The organism is Pseudoalteromonas sp. JC28, assembly GCF_013319255.1.
GTDB lineage: Bacteria > Pseudomonadota > Gammaproteobacteria > Enterobacterales > Alteromonadaceae > Pseudoalteromonas.
In genome coordinates this window covers 152,412-171,299 of record NZ_QOKX01000007.1, presented here as the reverse complement: position 1 = coordinate 171,299, position 18,888 = coordinate 152,412, and the positions used below count along the sequence as shown (strand labels likewise).

At 44.3% G+C, this 18,888-nt stretch carries 19 protein-coding genes; 13 read left to right on the top strand and 6 right to left on the bottom strand.

Annotation, left to right across the window (positions count from 1 at the left end; translation table 11 throughout):
* Positions 1-196: 196 nt before the first annotated feature.
* Positions 197-442, bottom strand: a complete 246-nt coding sequence (locus tag DS891_RS16275) for a YfhL family 4Fe-4S dicluster ferredoxin (RefSeq protein WP_174170351.1) — start codon at positions 440-442, stop codon at positions 197-199.
* 2 nt (positions 443-444) lie between these two features.
* Positions 445-1,803: a tRNA 5-hydroxyuridine modification protein YegQ gene (gene yegQ / locus DS891_RS16270; RefSeq protein ID WP_069020889.1), complete on the bottom strand. Its 1,359-nt coding sequence runs from the start codon at positions 1,801-1,803 to the stop codon at positions 445-447.
* A gap of 308 nt (positions 1,804-2,111) precedes the next feature.
* Between yegQ and ndk the strand changes: the two genes are divergently transcribed.
* The 10 genes from ndk to DS891_RS16220 all read left to right on the top strand — a co-directional run bounded on the left by ndk (position 2,112) and on the right by DS891_RS16220 (position 12,907).
* Positions 2,112-2,543: a nucleoside-diphosphate kinase gene (ndk, locus tag DS891_RS16265; RefSeq protein WP_010377338.1), complete on the top strand. Its 432-nt coding sequence runs from the start codon at positions 2,112-2,114 to the stop codon at positions 2,541-2,543.
* Positions 2,544-2,738: 195 nt separating this feature from the next.
* Entirely contained in the window at positions 2,739-3,875 is a 1,137-nt protein-coding gene (locus tag DS891_RS16260; RefSeq protein ID WP_102056140.1) for a bifunctional tRNA (adenosine(37)-C2)-methyltransferase TrmG/ribosomal RNA large subunit methyltransferase RlmN, read from the top strand.
* 144 nt (positions 3,876-4,019) lie between these two features.
* Positions 4,020-5,513, top strand: a complete 1,494-nt coding sequence (gene pilW, locus DS891_RS16255; RefSeq protein ID WP_010605670.1) for a type IV pilus biogenesis/stability protein PilW — start codon at positions 4,020-4,022, stop codon at positions 5,511-5,513.
* Positions 5,514-5,521: 8 nt separating this feature from the next.
* Entirely contained in the window at positions 5,522-6,373 is an 852-nt protein-coding gene (locus DS891_RS16250) for a RodZ domain-containing protein (protein ID WP_227387439.1), read from the top strand.
* Positions 6,374-6,378: 5 nt separating this feature from the next.
* Entirely contained in the window at positions 6,379-7,497 is a 1,119-nt protein-coding gene (ispG, locus tag DS891_RS16245) for a flavodoxin-dependent (E)-4-hydroxy-3-methylbut-2-enyl-diphosphate synthase (RefSeq protein WP_102056143.1), read from the top strand.
* Between the two features lie 178 nt (positions 7,498-7,675).
* Positions 7,676-8,953 (top strand): histidine--tRNA ligase, encoded by a 1,278-nt coding sequence (gene hisS, locus DS891_RS16240; RefSeq protein WP_174170349.1) that lies wholly within the window; start codon positions 7,676-7,678, stop codon positions 8,951-8,953.
* 9 nt (positions 8,954-8,962) lie between these two features.
* A complete protein-coding gene (locus DS891_RS16235; protein ID WP_010605666.1) occupies positions 8,963-9,580 on the top strand; it encodes a tetratricopeptide repeat protein in 618 nt (205 codons plus the stop codon).
* 9 nt (positions 9,581-9,589) lie between these two features.
* Positions 9,590-10,771, top strand: coding sequence for an outer membrane protein assembly factor BamB (bamB, locus tag DS891_RS16230; protein WP_010605665.1), 1,182 nt, complete (start codon positions 9,590-9,592; stop codon positions 10,769-10,771).
* A 74-nt stretch (positions 10,772-10,845) separates the two neighbouring features.
* Positions 10,846-12,315, top strand: a complete 1,470-nt coding sequence (gene der, locus DS891_RS16225; protein WP_010605664.1) for a ribosome biogenesis GTPase Der — start codon at positions 10,846-10,848, stop codon at positions 12,313-12,315.
* A 205-nt stretch (positions 12,316-12,520) separates the two neighbouring features.
* Complete coding sequence (locus DS891_RS16220; RefSeq protein ID WP_174170348.1) at positions 12,521-12,907, top strand: VOC family protein; 387 nt, start codon at positions 12,521-12,523, stop codon at positions 12,905-12,907.
* A gap of 43 nt (positions 12,908-12,950) precedes the next feature.
* Here the strand turns inward: DS891_RS16220 and DS891_RS16215 are convergent, their stop codons facing one another.
* From DS891_RS16215 to DS891_RS16200, 4 genes are all read right to left on the bottom strand, one after another.
* The gene (locus DS891_RS16215) at positions 12,951-13,307 is read right to left on the bottom strand and encodes a DUF2750 domain-containing protein (protein ID WP_010605663.1); all 357 of its coding nucleotides are present in this window, start codon (positions 13,305-13,307) and stop codon (positions 12,951-12,953) included.
* Positions 13,308-13,318: 11 nt separating this feature from the next.
* Positions 13,319-13,897: a glutathione S-transferase family protein gene (locus DS891_RS16210; protein WP_010605662.1), complete on the bottom strand. Its 579-nt coding sequence runs from the start codon at positions 13,895-13,897 to the stop codon at positions 13,319-13,321.
* 100 nt (positions 13,898-13,997) lie between these two features.
* Positions 13,998-14,279 carry a peptidylprolyl isomerase gene (locus tag DS891_RS16205; RefSeq protein ID WP_010377362.1) on the bottom strand — a complete coding sequence of 94 codons (282 nt, stop codon included), beginning with the start codon at positions 14,277-14,279 and terminating at the stop codon, positions 13,998-14,000.
* A 64-nt stretch (positions 14,280-14,343) separates the two neighbouring features.
* Positions 14,344-14,895: a glutathione peroxidase gene (locus DS891_RS16200; RefSeq protein ID WP_026000907.1), complete on the bottom strand. Its 552-nt coding sequence runs from the start codon at positions 14,893-14,895 to the stop codon at positions 14,344-14,346.
* Positions 14,896-14,962: 67 nt separating this feature from the next.
* Here DS891_RS16200 and DS891_RS16195 point away from each other — a divergent pair, with 67 nt between their 5' ends.
* From DS891_RS16195 to DS891_RS16185, 3 genes are all read left to right on the top strand, one after another.
* Entirely contained in the window at positions 14,963-15,451 is a 489-nt protein-coding gene (locus DS891_RS16195) for a GNAT family N-acetyltransferase (protein WP_174170347.1), read from the top strand.
* Between the two features lie 150 nt (positions 15,452-15,601).
* Positions 15,602-17,569 (top strand): hybrid sensor histidine kinase/response regulator, encoded by a 1,968-nt coding sequence (locus tag DS891_RS16190; RefSeq protein ID WP_174170346.1) that lies wholly within the window; start codon positions 15,602-15,604, stop codon positions 17,567-17,569.
* Between the two features lie 156 nt (positions 17,570-17,725).
* Entirely contained in the window at positions 17,726-18,859 is a 1,134-nt protein-coding gene (locus DS891_RS16185) for a PleD family two-component system response regulator (protein ID WP_010605658.1), read from the top strand.
* The last annotated feature ends 29 nt before the right edge of the window (positions 18,860-18,888 follow it).

The window sequence follows — 18,888 nt, the reverse complement described above, 5'->3', positions numbered from 1 at the left end:
AAAACATCCGCCGTTAAGACGCTAAAAGCGCACTCAAGCTGCGATAGTAAAATACGCTTTAAAAGTCCTAATGCTCTGCTTTAACTGTAGTATATCTATTTGAAATTTCGACAAGAGGTGTAAGAAATCTTTATCGTGAGGTAGGGAAGAGGGGGAGTTGAGAGATTAACAAGGTGAAGCGCGTGGCTTCACCTTGTTATTCACTGAGTCGAAGGTACTTTTCGGCTAACTGATCAAGGCTTTCTTTGTGGTTTGGATCTGGTTTGATGCAATCAATGGGGCAGACACTTACACAGGTTGGTGTGTCGTAATGGCCGACGCATTCAGTGCATTTGTCAGGGTCAATTTGATAAATTTTATCGCCCATGTAAATGGCCTGATTAGGACACTCAGGGTCGCACATATCACAGTTGATACATTTATCATTAATAAGTAGTGCCATCGTTATGCCTTTTTAAAAGGATTACGAGTGTCCTCACTTTGGCCCAAATTGCGCATTAAAATGGCGTGACTTAAGTCTATGTCTTCTGGCAGTGGAATTTTGACGATATGACCAGAACCCTTGGCGTCATCTATCGCTTCGCCTTTTTTATTTTCCATGTGCTCAAGATTAAAGTGAATATTGCCTTTAGGCGTCATCAATTCCAAGCTGTGACCAGTACAGAACTTGTTTTTAACCTCAATTTCAACGAGACCATTATTAGTGCGACCTAGCACTTCACCAACAAACTGCTGTTGGTCAGACACCGAATGACCGTAGTCGTAATTTTGATAGTCTTGATGTACATGACGTTTCAAGAAACCCTCGGTATATCCTCGGTGGGCTAGGTTTTCTAGGGTTTTCATTAAGCTTGGGTCAAATGGTTTACCTGCAACAGCATCATCAATGGCTTTACGATAGACTTGTGCGGTGCGGGCAACGTAATAGAATGACTTGGTTCGGCCTTCGATCTTAAGGCTGTGCACGCCCATGCGAGTCAGTTGATCAACATACTGGACTGCACGTAAATCTTTGGAATTCATGATGTAAGTACCATGCTCATCCTCAAATGCTGGCATGTATTCACCTGGGCGACCTTGCTCTTCGAGCATAAACACTTCGTCGCTTGGTTGACCTTCCCCTAAGGTTGGAATAATCGCTTTTGGATCGACTTTATGAACAACATCGCCGGTTTCGTTTTCTTGACCAGGTTTGACATCGTAGCTCCAGCGGCAGGCATTGGTACAAGTACCTTGGTTTGGATCGCGCTTGTTGATATAACCCGACAATAAACAGCGACCAGAATAAGCCATGCATAAGGCACCGTGAACGAACACTTCAAGTTCAGTGTCTGGGCACAATGTACGAATTTCTTCTATTTCTTGTAGCGACAACTCGCGAGAAAGAATAACGCGCTCAACCCCTTGTTTGGCCCAAAATTGCACGGCCGCATAGTTAACAGCATTCGCTTGTACGGATAAGTGAATTGGCATGTCTGGCCACTTATCGCGCACCAGCATAATTAGCCCGGGATCGGACATGATAAGCGCGTCTGGCTTCATCGCGATAACGGGCTCAATATCACGTAAGTAAGTTTTCACTTTGCCGTTGTGCGGCGCAATATTTGATACGACATAGAGCTTTTTGTTTTGCTGGTGGGCTTCGTTAATACCGATTTCGAGGTTGTTTAGGTCAAATTCGTTATTGCGTACACGTAGACTGTATCTTGGTTGTCCGGCGTACACTGCGTCGGCACCGTACGCAAAAGCGTAACGCATATTCTTTAAACTGCCGGCAGGAGAGAGAAGTTCTGGTACAAACATGGTTTACCTCTGATTACGGGTCAGCTGTTGAGTGATTTCGCGTGCTGATTCTAAAAAGCGGCGCAGTATAGAAGAAAGCTAAGTAAGTAATTTTGATGTAGATCAGGTTTTTTGACATTGTGCAAGGAAGGGCAAGAGACCTTACTATTAAGGCTTCTACTAGCAACTCTGCGCATTTAATCGACAAATAATTCGCCAAATTTTCGTTTCTTCACAAAGAAAGCGGCGTGAGATAGTAGGTTTTTTCTACCAAAACACGTATAATTCGCGCCCGTTAATATTCACAATAATATTTTGGAGCAAAAAAGATGGCTTTAGAGCGCACTTTTTCAATCATCAAGCCTGATGCTGTAGCTAAAAACCACATCGGTGCTATCTACAACCGTTTTGAGTCTGCTGGTCTTAAAATCGTTGCATCAAAAATGGTTCACCTTTCTCAAGAGAAAGCTGAAGGTTTCTACGCAGAGCACAAAGAGCGTCCTTTCTTTGGTGCACTAGTTTCTTTCATGACTTCTGGTCCAGTAATGGTTCAGGTGCTTGAAGGTGAAGATGCAGTTCGTAAAAACCGCGAAATCATGGGTGCTACTAACCCTGCTGAAGCGCTAGCTGGTACGCTACGTGCTGATTACGCAGACAGCATCGACGAGAACGCAGTACACGGTTCTGACGCGCCAGAGTCTGCTGCTCGCGAAATCGCTTACTTCTTCGCTGAAGAAGAGATCTGCCCACGTACTCGTTAATTCGGGACTTGGTGCCAAAGAAGGGCTTTCGAGCCCTTTTTTTGTCCCGTAGCTAAGCTGAGGGATAAGCGTGCTTTGTAAAGTAATCACACTACTTCACAAAACACGTTACATTATTTGTGATGCTTGCTGCTTTTTTGTACAATGCGTTGTTGGCAATTTAGCTGTTCTTACCGTCTTTAACCGAGGTTGTTCATGACCACTATTGAGAAAAAAATTAACTTACTTGATTTAAATCGCGAGGGGATGCGCGAGTTGTTTGCATCATATGGCGAAAAGCCGTTTCGCGCGGATCAGGTGATGAAATGGATTTATCATTTTGGCATCGACAACTTTGATGACATGAGCAATCTGAACAAAAAGTTGCGTGCGCGTTTGCAAGCTGAGTGTGAGATTAAGGCGCCTGAAATTTCAGTAAAGCAAGAGGCTTCTGACGGTACCATTAAATATGCTCTATTACTCGAGGGCGGCCAAGAAGTTGAAACCGTGTGGATCCCTGAAAAAGACCGAGCGACACTGTGTGTGTCTTCTCAAGTTGGCTGTGCGCTAGAGTGTACTTTTTGCTCAACAGCGCAGCAGGGCTTTAACCGTAACTTAAAAGTGTCTGAGATCATTGGTCAGGTTTGGCGCGTGGCAACCGACATTGGTCTGCATAAAGGCGATAGCACTAAACGTCCAATTACTAACATCGTTATGATGGGTATGGGTGAGCCTCTGTTAAACCTAAATAACGTTGTACCGGCGATGGAACTGATGATGGACGATTGGGCATTTGGTTTATCCAAGCGTCGCGTTACGCTAAGTACATCGGGTGTGGTACCTGCGCTTGATATCTTGAAAGAAAAGATTGATGTGGCACTGGCGATTTCGCTACATGCGCCAAACAATCCACTACGTGATGTACTTGTACCAATCAACAAAAAGTATCCGATTGAAGAGTTCCTAGCAGCATGTCGTCGCTATATTGATGGCTCTAAAGCAAATAAAGATGTCACCATTGAGTACGTGATGCTACAAGACGTGAATGACAGTACAGATCATGCCCATGAGTTGGTTCAAGTTCTCAAAGGCACACCGTCAAAAATTAACTTGATCCCATTTAACCCGTTCCCAGGGAATGAATACGGTCGCTCTAGCAACAGCCGTATCGATAGATTTTCTAAGGTGTTACAAGCTGCAGGACTTACCTGTATCGTTCGTCGTACTCGTGGCGATGACATTGACGCTGCATGTGGACAGCTAGTAGGTGATGTCGTAGATAGAACCAAACGTTTAGCCAAGAAAAAGCAGCGTGACGACAATGCTATTACTGTCAATGTAAGCGCACAATAATATTAAAAATGAGCTGGGTTTACTCAGCTCATTTCATCTTAACCTCAGATAAGTTCTGACTATCTGGTAAAAAAGAGATGAATCTCTTAGCCTTTTGGGTAATATAGGGCACACATAGAACCCAGTGGCATTCAAAGGTGAGTGATGCAATCGCGAAATTATCGCAAAACAGGATTGGCTGCATCCATTCTCGCAGGCGCGAGTTTAGTTCTGTCAGGTTGTGTGACGGAGAGTAGTTATCGCTCCGATGGGCGTCCTGTGGCCGAACAACAAGTCAATAACACCAATGCCGCAAGAACTCGCATTGCGCTTGCACTTCAATATCTCAATTCTGGTAACACCACCTCAGCCAAATTTAACTTAGAGCGTGCATTACAGTTAGCGCCAAAGCTGGCCGAAGCTCATTATACATTAGCGTATTATTACGAACAGGTGGGCGAGCAACAACGTGCTGATAATGCCTATCAGGCGGCTTTGGATATTGAGCCAGATAATCCCGACACACTAAACAACTATGGCACTTTTCTTTGTCGCGTTGGACAGTATGACAAAGCGAGCAAATACTTTTTCAAAGCGATAGAGGTGCCAAGTTATTTGCGGGTATCTGCAAGCTATGAAAACTTAGCCCTGTGTGCGTTGAAGCAAAACGAGTATTCCCTTGCCGAGGAATATCTGTTAAATGCGATTAAGCATAACGCTCAGCAAATGTCGTCGCAACTTGCACTCGCGGGCCTGTACTATGCTCGCAGTGATTTCTTAAGAGCAGAAGATGTGCTTGATAACGTTGCCAAGCGTGGATTTATTTCACCAAGAAGCTTAATGCTTGGGCACCTAGTGCATATGCAAATGGGCCACTTACAAAAAGCGCAAGACATCGCCACGACCTTGGTGCAAAGCTACCCTAAATCTGCACAAGCAGGCCTTATCTTAACGAATAATATCGCTGCAAGTGAATTTGAACGGTTGCGCAATCGCTATCGAGAAGCGCAGTTAAATCAGCTTGCCGAGGCGTCGCCTAATCATATAGTTGCGAATCCAAAAATTAAAATTAAACGTAAGAAAACGCAACCGAATTCAACCCAATCATTCACCGTTGATTCACCCATTGAGGCCAATAATTCTGCGCCTTCGGCAAAACCTGAAGTGGCAAAAAGCACATCTTTAGTGAACGTTAGCTCGGACTCTGAAGCTCGGGTTGAGTTTTATCAACCGGACCCATCGGAAGTCACATTTAGTCCTCGCTCACGTGAGCCTCAAGTGTTAGCGACTACATCATCAAGCAGTTCAAGTGTACCGTTATTAAATCGTGACGTTGCGCCTCCTCAGGTACCTTTTCATACTGTTATTGCAGGTGAAAACCTGTTTAGTATTTCAGTCAAATACGACATTAAAATGGTTGAATTGATGGAATATAATCAAGTGCGGGAATCTGCAAGATTGTACGCAGGTCAAAAGGTGTATCTTAACAATCCCAATGTCGTGCATGAAATTGCGGCGGGAGATACTTTGCTCAGTATTGCCGATCGATATGGTGTGTTGATCGATGAAATTATGCGATGGAATAAACTCACTCCTGATGTGGCGCTGCAAGCAGGCCACGGATTATTAATTGTAGACCCAACAAATTACGTTTTATGAACCAAACAATGAAAGAGCAGGAAGCACCTGAACAAGAGCAGCCTTCACTCGGGCAAACTTTAGCAACGGCGAGACAAAATGCCGGGATCAGCTTTGCTGAAATTGAATCGCGCTTAAAGATGACCCATGCCCAACTTACCAAGCTCGAGCAGGATGACTATCAAGACCTAGGGCCTGAAACCTTTGTGCGTGGCTATATTAAAAATTACGCTGCGCTACTGGGGTTGAATCCGACGGAAGTACTGGCTCGATATCAATCTCCGGAGCTGCCGCCACAGAAAAAGCGGATGCAAAGCTTTTCTCGCCGTACTCATAAAGAAGCCCACGATAATCGCCTAATGATGGTGAGCTACATTGTGCTGGCTATCGTACTGGGGTCGTCGGCATTTTGGTTTTGGCAGACCAATAGCTCAGAGCAAGAAGTGGTGCCTGAAACGTCGGTTACTCAGCTTGAAACGCCAGTTGAAAATGTCACAACACCAGCGATGGATGAGCTAGAATTGCCTACTGAGCAAAACAATGACACAACCCCGCAAAGCGAGCCGCAGATGAGTGAAACGGAGGTTTCAGTACCTGTTGAAGCGAAACCGCAAACGGTAAAACTAAACTCGGCATTGAGCACGGTAGTCATGCATTTCAACGAAGAAAGCTGGGTTGAAATGTTTGATGCGACACAAGAACGTGTCGCGTTCGGTGTTAAAAAAGCGGGATATACTATGACAGTTGAAGGTAAGGCCCCTTTTTCTGTTATACTCGGCAAGCATCAGGCCGTAGAGGTCACGCTTGACGGTAAACCAGTGTCTTTGCCTGCGTTTACTAAAAACCGTCTAGCTAAATTCAATTTACCGTTAACAGAGTAGTCAGCATGTTTTCAGAACCACCTATAAAGCGTAGAAAATCAACAAGGATCTATGTCGGTAATGTGCCTATTGGTGATGGCGCACCGATAGCAGTACAGTCTATGACGAACACCAATACTCTAGATGTTGATGCGACGGTGGCACAAATTAAAGCTATCCAAGACGCCGGAGCGGATATTGTCCGTGTTTCTGTGCCGACAATGGATGCAGCTGAAGCATTCAAAAGCATTAAAGAGCAAGTAGATATTCCACTCGTCACGGATATTCACTTCGATTATCGTATTGCATTACAAGTGGCTAAGTACGGTGCCGATTGTTTGCGGATTAACCCTGGGAATATTGGCAGTGAAGACCGTATTCGTGCAGTGATTGACGCGGCGGGTGAGCACAATATCCCAATTCGTATTGGTGTGAATGGCGGCTCACTAGAGCGCGATTTGCAAGAAAAGTATGGTGAACCAACACCTGAAGCTTTGCTTGAGTCTGCGATGCGACATGTCGAAATTCTTCAGCGTCATAACTTTGATCAGTTTAAAGTCTCGGTAAAAGCTTCCGACGTGTTCTTAGCCGTTGGCGCTTATCGTTTATTGGCAAAAGAAATCGACCAACCTCTGCATCTTGGGATCACCGAAGCGGGTGGTTTTAGAGCCGGTTCGGTTAAATCGGCAGTTGGTCTAGGGATGTTACTTGCTGAAGGGATTGGTGATACATTACGTGTTTCACTTGCGGCTGATCCGGTGCAAGAAATCAAAGTGGGTTTTGATATTCTAAAGTCACTGCGAATTCGCTCACGCGGCATTAATTTTATTGCTTGCCCCAGTTGTTCACGCCAAGAGTTTGATGTAGTGAATACGATGAATCAGCTGGAAGAGCGATTAGAAGATATCGTCACGCCAATTTCGGTGTCTGTGATTGGCTGCGTGGTCAATGGTCCTGGTGAAGCACTCGTCAGTGACTTAGGTCTTGCTGGCGCAAATCGCCGTTCAGGTCTTTATATCAATGGCGAGCGCCAAAAAACACGGATTGATAATGATGATATCGTTGCTCAATTAGAATCTCAGATCCGAGAATATGTAGATAAAAAAGAAAGCGAAGAAAAAATCGATGTAAAAATCATCGACTGATACCGGCGTAATCGTTAAGATAAGCGAATTTTCGCGCTTTCTCACGGCGTGCTAAACTGCACGACGATAAATGGCATTAAAGAAATAAAACCAATGCGATGAGACTGTTTGAGCGTATTTAGTTAAAGGCTCAAGCAGTAGTAAATCGATTGGTGACAAATTTAAGTTAGGGTTTTCAGTGACTAAACAACTTCAGGCAATCCGTGGAATGAATGATTGTCTGCCAGGTGACACGCAGGTCTGGCAGAAAGTAGAATCGGTGTTAAGAGACACAGTAGCGGCATTTGGCTATCAAGAGATCCGTTTTCCAATCGTTGAGTCGACCGATCTATTTAAGCGCTCTATCGGTGAAGTGACCGATATCGTCGAAAAAGAGATGTATACCTTTGATGACCGTAATGGCGATAGCTTAACGCTACGTCCGGAAGGCACAGCAGTGTGCGTCCGTGCGGGTAATCAAAATGGTTTGCTATACAACCAAGAACAGCGCCTTTGGTACATGGGACCTATGTTCCGCCATGAAAGACCGCAAAAAGGCCGTTACCGTCAATTCCATCAATTTGGTGTTGAAACCTTTGGTATGGCAACACCAGATATTGATGCCGAAGTGATCTTATTGACGGCGCGTCTATGGCAGCAATTTGGTATTCAAGACCATGTTAAGCTTGAGCTCAATTCTTTGGGGTCAAATGAAGCGCGTGCTGAATATCGTGATGCTCTGATTGCATATCTGGAGCAACACAAAGAAGCGCTTGATGAAGACAGTCTGCGCCGTATGTATAGCAATCCACTGCGCGTGTTAGATAGCAAAAACCCAGAGGTGCAAGCTGTACTGATTGATGCACCTAAGCTTTCTGAACACTTAGATGAAGAATCACGCGAACATTTTGCTAATTTGTGTGAACGTTTAGACGCAGCTGGCGTCGAATACCAAGTTAATGAAAAACTGGTACGTGGCTTAGATTACTACAACCGCACTGTATTTGAGTGGGTGACAACAAGCTTAGGTTCTCAAGGCACTGTATGTGCTGGCGGTCGCTATGATGGCTTGGTTGAGCAGCTTGGCGGCAAAGCAACGCCAGCCGTTGGTTTTGCTATGGGTATCGAACGTTTAGTGTTGATGCTACAAACGCTGGAATGTGTGGGTGATATTCGTCGGAATGCTGACGTATACGTCGTTGCGATGGGTGACAAAGCGGCGATTCAAGCTCCTGTGGTTGCACAGCAATTACGAGATGATATTGCTGGCCTTCGCGTGATGGTTCATTGTGGCGGTGGCAACTTCAAGAAACAATTTAAGCGTGCAGATAAAAGCGATGCTGTTATTGCGCTAGTGCTAGGCGAAGATGAACTCGCTGAAGGCAAAGTGACAGTGAAGTATCTGCGTGAAGAGAAAGAACAAATCACCTTACCACTTGCAGAAGTAAAAACGCTGTTAGCAGAGCTGGTAGGCTAAGAGGTTAGAATGGAAATTTATTCAACAGAAGAACAACAAGCAGAAGCAATAAAACGATTTTTCCGTGAAAATGGTACAACGATTGTGGTTGGTGCTGTGCTTGGTTTAGGTGGTCTGTATGGCTGGAAAGCGTATAACCAAAGCCAGATCGATAGCGCAGAAGCGGCATCAGAAGCATACACTCAGGTTGTTGAAAGTGATGATGTACTAGCTAAAAGCGACGCTTTTGTTGCTGCAAATGCTGATTCTAACTACGCCGTGTTAGCGGCTTTCGTTGCTGCTAAAGAGGCAATCGACAAAGACGATCTTAAGCTAGCTGCAGAGAAGCTAACTTGGGCGGCTGATAATGTTGCTAACGCTGAGCTAAAAGCAACGGCTTTATTAAGACTTGCACGTGTACAAGCGTCTCAGTCTCAATACGAACAAGCACTGGCAACACTCGCTAAGCCTATGCCTGAAGCGTTTAAGGCTCAGCTTGCTGAGATCCAAGGTGATATTTACCTTGCTCAAGGCGATAAAGATAAAGCTCGAAGTGCTTATCAATCGGCACTAGAAGCAGCGGAAGGCAATAGCAACCCTATGCTGCAAATTAAACTGGATGATCTTGCACAAAAGACAACGGTTTAAGGAGTTGCCATGAAGAAGTTAACGATGGCCTCATTGGCTTTATGTGTTGCAGCACTCACCGCTGGTTGTTCTTCTAGTGATGATGAAGAAGAGTTAAAGCTCCCTGAGATCAACAATCAATTCGACGCCTCTGTGGTTTGGCAAGAAGGGATTGGTGACGGGGTTGAGCACTACTTTTCGCGTTTATCTCCAACAAGCTACCAAAGCACTGTTTTTGCAGCTGCCCGTGAAGGTATAGTGACAGCATTTGATGCACAAACAGGTAAAGAAAAGTGGCAAGTTGATGTTCGTGAGAATACCAACTTTTGGCCATGGGAAGACAGCGACAGTGCGAAGCTGTCAGGTGGGATCACACAAGCTTATGGTAAACTCTATGTTGGCTCTGAACACGGGCAGGTTTTTGCGCTTGACCGTGAAACCGGCGAAATAGTTTGGCGTAAGTCGGTACCAGGTGAAGCGCTGTCAGCGCCAGCTGCAGGCGATGGTCTTCTTTACGTTAACTTAGGTTCAGGCAAGCTGGTTGCGCTACACCCAGATACAGGTGAAGAGCGTTGGCACTATGAGCAAGAAGTCCCTGCGCTGACATTACGTGGTTTAAGCTCACCAACCAGCGCGAATGGTGGCGTATTGGTTGGCGAAGAAAGTGGTAAGTTAACAGCACTTATCGCTGAAAACGGTTTTACCGCATGGAGCTCGGATGTTGCAATTGCAAAAGGGGCTTCTGAGTTTGAACGTTTGGTGGATGTTGATACTAAACCTGTTGTAAGCGGCGCATATGTGTATTCTATCGCCTATAATGGTAAACTAGTCGCCATTGATGTGCGCAGCGGCAATGTAGTGTGGGATCGTGAGTACAGTAGTTACCGAGACCTTACACTCGATCTTGACGTAATTTATTTGGTTGATAGCGATGGCGTACTGTACGCACTAGACAAAAACTCAGGTATTGAACGTTGGACACAACCAGCTCTACGCGGTTGGTATTTAACCGCTCCAACGGTTGCTGGCAACTATGTAGTGGTTGGCGATCAGGAAGGTAACTTACATTGGCTAGATAAGAGCTCTGGTGAGTTGGTATCGCGTACCGAGTTTGATAGTTCAGGTTTTTTCGTCGAACCGATTGTGGTCGATGGCAAAGTATTTGTTTACACGCGTGATGGTGAACTTAGCGCAGTTCAAATTCCGCAGTAACTTTCTGAATTTTTAGATTTTTTATGGGGCTTCGCTTTTGCGAAGCCTTTTGTTGTTTATAAAAGAGGTAGTCTATGCTTCCTGTGATCGCTCTGGTTGGGCGACCTAATGTGGGTAAATCCACACTGTTTAATCGTTTGACACGTACTCGTGACGCGTTAGTTGCTGACTTTCCGGGTCTGACTCGCGACCGTAAATACGGCCAAGCAAACTATGAAGGCTACGAGTTTATTGTGGTGGACACGGGTGGTATCGATGGCTCTGAAGAAGGCATTGAAACTGAAATGGCTGAGCAGTCGCTGCTTGCAATTGAAGAAGCGGATATTGTGCTATTTTTGGTGGATGCGCGCGCAGGTATGACGGTTGCTGATCAAGCTATCGCGCAGCACCTTCGTAAACAACAGAAGAATTGCTTTGTTGTCGCCAATAAAACGGATGGCATTGATGCTGACTCCAACTGTGCTGAGTTTTACCAGCTGGCGCTCGGTGATGTTCAACAGATCGCCGCTGCGCATGGTCGTGGTGTTACTCAATTATTAGAGTTGACGCTACAACCGATTATCGCTGAACTTACGGCTCAAGATGAAGAGCTTGAGCATGATGATGAAGATATCGCCGAGCTTTACCTTGAAGGTGAAGAAGCCGAAGACGGCAAAACGGGTTTTGAAGACAAGCCTGTTAAACTCGCGATTATCGGTCGTCCAAATGTAGGTAAGTCAACACTAACTAACCGTATTTTAGGTGAAGACCGCGTTATCGTTTACGATATGCCGGGTACAACACGCGATTCAATTTACATTCCAATGACGCGCAATGATAAAGAATATGTGTTAATCGACACCGCCGGTGTACGTAAGCGTAAGAAAGTCAGCGATGTCGTAGAGAAATTCTCGGTTATCAAAACCCTGCAAGCGATTGAAGATGCCAACGTGGTATTGCTCGTTGTAGACGCGCGCGAGGGGATCTCAGATCAAGACTTGAGTCTACTTGGTTTTGCACTAAATGCGGGTCGCTCGTTGGTTATTGCGGTAAACAAATGGGATGGTCTTGATGACTATGTCAAAGAGCGTATCAAAACTGAGCTAGACAGACGCTTGGGCTTTGTTGATTTTGCTCGTTTGCACTTTATTAGCGCATTACATGGTACAGGTGTTGGTCACTTGTTTGAGTCGATTGACGAAGCTTATGAATCAGCGACTAAGCGAGTAAGTACGGCAATGTTACGTCGTATTATGGATATGGCTCAGGCGGATCACCAGCCACCACTGGTTCGTGGGCGCCGTGTGAAGCTTAAGTACGCACACGCAGGTGGTTATAACCCGCCGCGTATTGTTATCCACGGCAATATGGTGCATGAACTGCCAGATAGCTATAAGCGCTATTTGATGAACTACTATCGTAAAGCGCTTAACGTAATGGGTACGCCGATTAAGATTGAATTCCGCGAAGGTGATAACCCTTACGCTGGTCGTTCAAACAAAATGACGCTCTCACAAAAGCGTAAGCTTCGCGCATTCGCAAAAGAAAACCGCAATAAGTCGTAAGGCTTTTTGCGGGAATTATAGCTCGACACTATCTGGTGGGTGTGTCGAGCTGAACATAAGTTCCATATCTATCCAATCAACTCCTTTTCCACATTCGACTATATTTAACTTTAACCCTGAACTCTCTCGCTTTGTTTTACCTTGCCCAACATTTGTGCTTAAGTTATATATAGTTACATTAGGTTTTATTGATAGTGAGGCTTAGGTGTTTGCTAAAACGGTGATTTATGTAGAAAGTGTTGAGGAAGTGCTGGATTTTTACTATCAAGCATTTGGCTTGAGCACTTTTGATATGACCGATGAAGGGGATTATGGTGAGTTAGACACAGGAGAAGTGAAACTCGCCTTTGCCAGTCACCCATTAGCCCAATCACAGTTTAGGCAAGACTATATTCGTTGCCATCCTAAACAGCCTGCACTTGGGTTTGAAATTACCATCAGCTGTGAAAATGTCCCTGAATGCTATGATAAGGCGGTAGCCGCTGGGGCTGAGCCATTAAGCTCACCAAACCAAAAGGGCAGAGTAACACAAGCTTATGTAAGAGCCATTGAAGGGACTTTAATTGCTTTGGTGTCAAGGCCGGGTGAATAGCGGCACTCACGAAGGATAAGCGCCACTTTGATGCGGTGTGCTTTTATTCGATATCGACAAGTAGTCTAGCAAGACCAACGGGCTCGATTTCAACACAAACGTTGTCATCATTCCAGTTTAGACCAACGAGTGCATCATCTTCTTTTAGGTCGAGTACCCATTCGTCAAGAAAACTTTCAACATCAATACTCATCGGTGAAAACTCACTCCACTCGTCGCGACATTGCGCTTGCGCTTTTTCTTCACTATCCCACAGCAATAACACATCTGTCTCGTCAAACTGGTTAGAGTCAACCACAACCATGCCACCGTCATCAGAGCTAAGTGCCCAAACGCTTTCAGTATTTTTTACTTGCTCAATAAACTCACTGACTTCTGAGCCAATTTCTTCTTCATTCATCATAGGTGTTCTCAATTTCGTGGATCAGTTTGCTGGGCGATTGCTTGGCTTTGCCAACGGCCATGAAATGCCATTAGGTTGGTGTAATCGCTCAGGTCGACGAGCTCTCTAAATAGAACCCAATCAATAAGGCAGTATAAACTGATTTGGAGATAATCACAGTGTAAAAACTCTTCTGTCACACACTCTTCATTGAGATAGTGCAGGGTATGACCAATTCGTTCCCGCTGTAGATGAAAAAATAGTTTATCTTGTTCAATATCAAAACCTGAGCGCTTGCTAAGTAACAGTTCTACCAAAGAATCATTACAGGCATTGATAAGGATCAGCCAATTTTCTTGATCCCAACTGGGAAATGGAAGTTGATGTTTTTCACGGAGATAGCGAACAATCAGATTGGAATCACAAATAAGTTGTGCATCGTCAATTAAAAATGGGATCTTACGGGCAGGATTATGGCGAATAAGTTCGTCATGACCTGCTTCGGAAAATATATCTATATGCTGGTAGCTCATTGGGAGCTGTTTAGCCGCGGCCCACATTCTAATTCGACGGGCGTATGGACTGGTGTTCGAACCGATAAGTTTCATGCCATCATTCCTTCAACTAAGTATCTTTTCGCTCATTCAGTAAATGTAGCGAGTTGGTATTAAGGAATGATGGCGAAGTGATTAACTTTTCGCAAGCGAATTAATCGCTACGACTGGTTACCTCAAGCAAGTGAAAACCAAACTGCGTTTGCACTGGCCCTTGTACTTGATTGATTGGGGCTGAAAAAACCACTTTATCGAATTCAGGCACCATCATGCCTGGTCCGAACTCACCTAGCGCACCACCATCTTGGCCCGACGGGCAATTGGAGTACTGCTTTGCGATTTCTGCGAAATCTTCCCCTGCTGCAATGCGTTCTTTGAGCTCCATGCATTGCGCTTCACTATCTACTAGGATGTGTCTTGCACTAGCGATTGCCATAATTTCTCCGATGATTATTTATTATTCATACTTTATTCTAATCTAGGTACGTTAAAAAATCAGCTTATCTAGGCAAGAGTTTTTCAATTTCGCTAGTGAGCTCGTCAGACATAGGTTTAGTGCGACTGTTAAATCGCTTGATTGTCTTCCGATCGGCTGACACTAAGTATTTGTAAAAATTCCAATTTGGAGAACTTGTTACTTCGTTTAAATGTTGGAAAATGGGGTTAGCATCCGAGCCTCGAACTTCCGATGTAGCAAACATATTGAAGGTTACACCGTAATTGATAAAGCATACTTTTGCAGTTTCCTTTTCGTCGTCTTCTTCTTGGAAAAAGTCATCTGAGGGAAAACCAAGTACAACAAGGCCTTTATCTTGATATTTTTGATGTAGTTGCTCAAGCCCTTCAAACTGACCTGTAAATCCACAGTTACTGGCTGTATTTACGATGAGAAGCGGTTTGTCTTTAAATTCACATAGATTAAGTGAGTCATCAGAACGCAGTTTTCGCAGCTCAACATTGGTAAAATCATCACAGCTGGATGTCTTTGCATACGCGTTACTCGAGATTAGGAAACCGAGCGCTAAGCTCAGAATCGAAAGACTTTTTATCATCAGTGCTTTCCTTTTATTTATGTTATCTCTTATGATACGAAAATATTCGTTACCTTGATCAGCTTTCATGAATATTAGACTCGCTAAACCGCATGACCTTTGCGCCATAGTTGCCATTTACAACGAAACGATACCGAGCCGCCAAGTCACAGCGGATACGGAGCCCGTAAGCGTAGCACAAAAGCAAAGTTGGTTCGCCGCACATACGCAAAATCGCCCAATTTATGTGGTAGAGCTGGCGGAAAAGGTGATAGCGTGGATAAGCTTTAGCAGTTTTTATGGACGTCCTGCCTACGATGGTACGGCTGAAGTGAGTATCTATCTTGCAAAAGCCGCACAAGGCCAAGGGTTAGGTAGTAAACTCATGGATTTTGCAGAGCAGCAAGCGCCGACCCTGTTTATTACAACGTTACTTGGCTTTATTTTTTCTCATAATCTCCCCAGTATCCGCTTGTTTGAAAAACACGGTTATAAAAAGTGGGGAGAATTACCCAACGTCGCGGTCATGGATGGTAATCACTATAGCTTGACGATTTTGGGCAAATCTCTCGCATAGCTTTATACGCCGTTGCTCTTTGCTGTTTGAATTTTTTTCGCTGCGTGAATTAGACCGCGGCGTCAAACATATCAAAATAGTGCTATTTTTTAGCGTCTTGTGATTCTTCTACTAAACTGGATCTCAGAATTATCGGTAAAGGATCTGGTTATGACGAATCGAGTGCTGATTATTGACAGCAGCAGTGTGCAAGCGATGCGAGTAAAGGTATTATTTGAGTTACTCGGTGGCGAGGTAGAGCATGTGCATTACCGGAGTCTGGAAGCAAATCTCGATTTTGATAAATTCGATGTTGTTGTTATTGCTCATGGGGTGCCCGCCAGTAAGCTCCAAGCGTTATATCAACTGAGGAATCATGATAAGTTAGTATTGCTGGCACCTAAACCCGATAATGCCGAGCACTTAAAATCTTTCAGTGAAATCAACCGCGCCTTGCCAAATGGCATTGTTATCTACCCCTTCTTTGCCAATAAAGATATTACTGGCTTACTTGAACGCCTACTGGAAATTGGTTCTACTAATACCTTAGTGCTGCCCAAAGTGTTGCTGGTTGACCATCATACGCCTCGCCTAGAGACCTTAGCTAACGGCCTACGCGGAGCACAGCTTGCGGTGACGACCGCGACGACGCTTGATGAAGCGATGCAAGTTGCCGAGCGACATCCTGTTGACCTCCTTATTTGTGACTTTAACCTAGAAAAAGACACTGGCTTAGATGTGTTTAATAAAGTTCGTCAAGTGCACCACAATTGCCGCTGCTTATTGATGACTTCTCGGGTTAATCAAGTGGATATGTTAGAAGCCGTGCGTCAAGGGGTTGAAGACATTCTGATTAAACCGTTTGATGAGAGCGATTTATTACAAAGTCTACATAAATTATGGCAAACAGAGCTCTTAAGACGCCATAACCAAGAGTTAGTTGAGCGCCTACAGGATACAGTCGATGCCTTGATTGAACGCGACAGTCTGCTGCGCGTGATTTATAAACATACCCCGGATCCGATTATGCTGTTCAACCGCCAGGGCCATATTATTGAAGCAAATGACGCGTGTTGCGAATTGTTTGAGCTGACGGAAGAAGAATTACAGCCACTCTCTATTTTTGAGCTATTTGATGAAATATCCGTGTCGCAATTACGTGATTTGATGAAGCATGTTGGTATGTTAAAGCATTTTAACTGTGAGCTGAGTCTGCCAAAAGCGGGTGAGCGCAGCATTCCTTTGATGGGAACGTTTAACGAAATCGATCATCACGGTGATATGGCATTTGCGGTCATTTTTAAAAATGTCTCAAAGCTTAAAGAGCAACAAGAAGTGCTAGAAGAAACCAAAGAGTTACTAGAGTTTGAAGTGCAAGCTCGAACGGCACAGTTACAAAAAGCCAAAGAAGCGGCAGAAGCGGCCAACCTATCTAAATCTGAATTTCTAGCCAATATGTCTCATGAGCTTCGCACACCAATGCACTCTATATTAAGTTTTGCTCGTTTCGGTTTAGATAAGCTAACGGCTCCTGAAGTGCCAGAGGATAAGCTCAAAAAGTATTTATCTCGTATCGAAACCAGTGGTGAGCGTCTATTGGTACTGCTTAACAATCTGCTTGATTTATCAAAGTTAGACGCAGGTCGCTTTCCATTTAATCCAAGCTTTCACAATCTAGTTAATGTGATCCAAAGCGGTATTGAAGATGTATCAGGCACTGCGCTTGAGAAAAAGATAAAAATCCGCTTTGAAAAGCCCGCTCAAGGCGTGATGACCTTTTGCGATCCGGAGCAAATGAATCAAGTGATCAGAAACTTATTGGGCAATGCGCTCAAGTTTAGCCCTGAAGGTAGTGAGGTGAGTGTACTGTTAAGCTGTAAAGATCAAGATATTCATATCAAGATTGCCGATCAAGGGGTTGGTATTCCGGATGACGAATTGGAACAGATTTTTGCCAAGTTTGTGCAAAGCAGTAAAACAGACAGTGGTGCCGGCGGCACGGGTTTAGGTCTTGCTATTTGTAAGGAGTTTATTTTACTGCATAAAGGGCAGATTTACGCCGAAAATAATCCCGAGGGCGGTGCATGTATCAATGTGAGTCTGCCTTTAACAGAGCATCTTGAGAGTAATGCGGTGTAATGGTTGTAATTGGAAAGGCGTTGAGTAAGCGTCTATAAATAATAATAGAGCTTGTACTAATACAATCTGATTGGGAGCTATTGAGGCACTGGCCTTGAATTACCTTATTTTCCCGTAGTGCCTTTCTCATTGTGAACCGACGAAGGATATTCATTTATGGCTTTACGCAGAATCTTAGCAGTTGACGACGAACCATTTAATCTAGAAATCATTGAAGAGATTTTAGAAGACTTAGACTTTGAGTTAAAAACCGTTGGAAGCGGTCATGAATGTCTAGCAGTAGTCGAAGACTTTGATCCTCAAGTAATTTTACTTGATGTGAGCATGCCAAAAATGAGCGGTTATGAGGTATGTAAGGCGATTAAAGCCAATCCAAACACACAGCATATTATCGTTATGTTTGTGTCGGCAAGGGGCTCTGTTGAAGAGCGCATGGAAGGCTACTCAGTGGGGGCGGAAGATTATATTGTTAAGCCGTTTGGCCAAGGTGAGTTAAAAGCCAAGCTCACGCACTTGAACCAAATGCTACTAGAAAAAGATATTCTGGCTCAGCAAATTGAAGATGCAACCTCCACAGCATTTAGCGCCATGGCTAATAGCAGTGAAATGGGGCAAATCGTTACCTACATCGAGCAAATAGGTGAAATAGAAACAATCCCGCGACTGGCGGAAGCTTTATGTCAATGTTTAAAGGGACTGGGACTTAATTGTAATGTCGAGGTTCGGCTTGAGGGACAAAAGCATCACTTTGCAACTACGGGAATTTGCTCACCTATCGTCATTGAATTATTTGAGATCTTACACACCAAAGGGCGATTACATGAATTTACTAACCGCATATTGGTTAACTATCCATTTTTGAGTATTTTGATCCTCAATATGCCGGGAGACGATCCAGATAAACACGGTAGATTGCGGGATCATATCTGTTTTATTGCCAGTGTAACGGAGCAACAGTTAATTGCCATTTCCACTAAACGCAAGCTGGTACAGCAACACGAGGACCTGGAAGAAGCGATAAAAATGGTGCAAGGTAAGTTTAACAGCATGGTGTCGCTGCTTGATAAAAATCGTCAAGAAAACGAAAAAGTGTTCCGCTCATTACAAGAGTTATTTGAAGAGCGCATTCCGACAATGGGCCTAGACGAAGATCAGGAGATGTTTATCTATCAAAACGTCGATAAAGCGATTCAAAGCTCAGTCGCACGGGAAGAAAGTGTGCGAGAAGTGAAAACCGCTTTCCATGATATTGAAGAAGACTTAAAACTACTCTCACGACGCTCAGAATAGCAACCCTACTTCCAATACTGCCGTAGGTC